Below are 3,267 nucleotides of genomic sequence, written 5' to 3' on the forward strand. Positions count from 1 at the left end.
ATTCTGGGTATCCGGATTAAATGGTTGAGGGGGCACCTACGCCCCGCCCAGACCTTAATCCTCCCAGAAGGTTGATAGATCGACGCCGAAGTTCTTCTCGGACTCGGGGATACCCCTGCCGTAGGTCATGGTGGCCTTGCCCAGGAAGGGGGATTTCTTGGTCTGCGGCGACTTCTTCTTGTGCTTGGTGGTGTAGAGCATCCGGGCTCGCATCACCTCGAAAGAATAGCCTCGGCCATCGCGGTTCTTGTCCTTGGCCAGCCGGTTGATCGACTCGGTGAAGGCGTTGGTGATCGGGATGTCAGTCTCGAAGTAGGTCAGCATCTCCTCACGCCAGCCACTGACGGCGCTGACGAGATCCTTCCAGACCTCCTTCTGCCCCCGTGGGATGCCGTCAATCCATGCAGCCAGCGCCTTCTCAGCATCTCGCCGGGTGGCACAGTCCCAGATGTGGTAAAACCGCTCCTTGTGCTCGTAGGCTGCCAGGAGCTGAGGGAAGGCCCCCGTCCAGGTTTCCATGATGAGACGTTCGCGGTCGGAGACGTCGTGAGCCCGCTTCAGCAGGATCTTCCGGTCACCCTTGAGGGTTCGGCGTTGGTTGGCCGTCAGCTCCTTTCTGAGCCCCTTGCGGACCTTCTCCAGGGCTTCGTTGGCCATACGCACAACATGGAACTTATCGACCACGATGCGAGCCTGTGGCAGCACCGTCTGGACGGCACGGCGGTAGGGCTTCCACATGTCCATGCTGACGATCTCGACCTGATTGCGCTCGGCCATGCTCATGAGCCGCTTCGTCACCGCTTCCTGCTGACGACCGGGTAGCAGGTCCAACAGGGTGCGCTCCTCCAGGTTGGTCAGGATGCAGCGGTATCGACGGTTTAGGTACAGCTCGTCGATACCCAAACAGCGGGGCGTCTCGAAGCGATGCCAGCGGCCCAGAAACTCGGCCTTCTTCTTGAAGATCTCGCGAACGGTCTTCTCGTCAAGGCCCGTGCTATCGGCCACGTAGGCGTAAGGGTGGTTGAAAGCTTCTTTCTCGACATGGCTGTAAAGCCTCCGCGTCATGCGGTGGGTATCCTCCATCTCTGGAAGTGTCGGGCGGAATGTCTTCCCGCAGGCACGGCAGGTATAACGCCGGCGAACCACCCACAAGGTGACCCGCTTGCCATGGATGGGAAGGTCTCGGTAAGCAACATCGCGCTTACCGAATCGAACAAACTCCCCCTCTACGCCACATTCCTCGCAGGCTACAGAATGGGGGGCTTCCAACCGGAAGTGGAGGTCGTGCTCTTCATCCCTAATATCCAGGATATGGTACTCAGGAAGATGAAGGATGTTATCGGGCAGGATGGTCATGCAAACTTTCCTTGTCGACATTGACAATCGGTGATCGTGGTTCTCTAACTGAGACACACTGCACCGCTTGGAGTAGGCGTTCCCTCAAGGCGGTGCTGGACAGTGTCGAGTGCTGCCCCACTATGCGGTGGGGCTGATCGGAAGCCGCACCCAGGGAAATGCCCGGGTGCGGTTGCTTTCAACTGCCATCCTGCGCCAGTTCTTGGCGTTCACCTTGGTGGAGCAGGCGATAGACCTGGTTGCGGATAAAGTTGGCATCCTCGTCGGTCAGAGTCCGCTCCAAGTGTCGAAGGGTCAGTTGCAGCAGGATATTCTTCTGCCCTGGCTTCATTCCCATGCGTTGATGGGCCGACGCCGGTAGATCCTCGAAAGCCGTTTCCGCCTTGATCAGCAGAGCTTCAATGTTCTCCGCTTCGGGCAACCGTTCGCGGACCATGTCGCCGATAAGTTCTTCGTTAATCCAAGTATCGACGCAGAGAGATAGGTCCCGACGAATGGCAGGCATCGCAGATACCGGCCTGTAGGTATCCAGGTCATTCATCTGCGTGCGCACGCGCGGGTCTTCACTTCGCAGTAGCCGAATATCGGGGATCCGCTTGCGCAGCATCAGCAACCGATCGAGCCCCAGTCCCATGGCCAAACCAGTATGGCCAGTAAGGCCCGCTTGGTTCAGTATCCCGCGTGCCGCTAGGCCGCACTCACCAACCTCAATCCATTCATTCCGCCAACGAACGTCGATTTGTATCCCTTGCTCGGTGTAAGGGTGAGGCGACGCTAGGGTGCGCCACTCCAGGCCGGGCACGGCGGCGGCCATGACCACCGAAACCATTTGCTGTAACTCGGATACCGACATCTCCGATCCTTGGGCAGCGTCCACTAGGCGCCAGAGGTCCAACTGGTGCGGTTCGCCACAGTGCAAGCGGTCGATGCTGTCGCGCCGATAGACTAGTCCCGGTAAGAGCAGCAACAAGTCATCAGGTGGGTCCAAGCTCAGCCCGTCCAGCAGATCGGGAATGGCCGCCGACGTCTGGGTGCGCAGGATATAACCATCGGCGACGTAGCGTGTGTAGCGAGCGTCCCGCGCTGCACCTTCCGGTGGGTAGCCCAAACGGTCGTAGTTGTTAGTAATTGGCACAACAGAGCCGCTGCGAATCATGAGCTGCCTGCAGCGCCATTGCTTGGTGAGTGCTTGTCTGATTTCCTGCAGCAGCAACTGCATGGCATGCGTACCCTGGCGCGGATTGGTCAGGTCCGCAAGGTTGAGGGCGGAGCATAGTGCTTCGGAGGATAACAACGTAGACATTTTCTGATTTCTCCAGGATGTAGGTACCGGCGGAAAAATCAGGCGTTACTCATCAAACTCTCGATGAATGGGAGGCCGCCTGAAAGCAAAAACCCCCGGGATCTGGCCCGGGGGTTCCGCTTTCAGAGGTGTACAATTCACCGCCCGCCGATGCCGTAAGGATCCCGGGGGTGCATAAATCGCGGAGTGAGGCAAACTGCCAAATATGAAATCATGGTCGTGAACTTAGCATGGGCGTTTCTGCCTTGTCAAAGCCTGCCCCAAGCAGAAGGGCACGTGCCACAGTGCTCACCAGCGGGTCTCCAGCAAGGCGAGCGGCATAGCCAAGCTGTCGCCCAGCGACGTGCGCTGCCACGGATCATCAGGACAGGTCACTGCCCCGCATCGTCCTCGCGCATATGATTCTCCCCGAGATCCCTGGCTTATCGCGACTCTCAGAGGATGCCGGCTCGGCCCCTGCTCGTCGGATCGGATCCACCATTTATCTGGATACCCTCAACTTCGATCAAGTGAACATACTGAGCAGCCATCAATCAGTTAATCCGTTGTGAGTTTCACTTGTCGCTTATCTTCCAATCTCGCATATCAACCATTTAATCCGGATACCC

2 protein-coding genes are annotated in these 3,267 nt (G+C 58.1%); both read right to left on the bottom strand.

Annotated elements, in window-relative coordinates; all coding sequences use genetic code 11:
- Positions 1-54: 54 nt before the first annotated feature.
- Entirely contained in the window at positions 55-1,356 is a 1,302-nt protein-coding gene (locus QC821_RS21585; protein WP_309725585.1) for an ISL3 family transposase, read from the bottom strand.
- A 178-nt stretch (positions 1,357-1,534) separates the two neighbouring features.
- The gene (srmL, locus tag QC821_RS21590) at positions 1,535-2,659 is read right to left on the bottom strand and encodes a PheS-related mystery ligase SrmL (RefSeq protein ID WP_309725587.1); all 1,125 of its coding nucleotides are present in this window, start codon (positions 2,657-2,659) and stop codon (positions 1,535-1,537) included.
- Positions 2,660-3,267: the final 608 nt, after the last annotated feature.

It is taken from the genome of Franzmannia qiaohouensis, assembly GCF_031451695.1.
Lineage (GTDB): Bacteria > Pseudomonadota > Gammaproteobacteria > Pseudomonadales > Halomonadaceae > Franzmannia > Franzmannia qiaohouensis.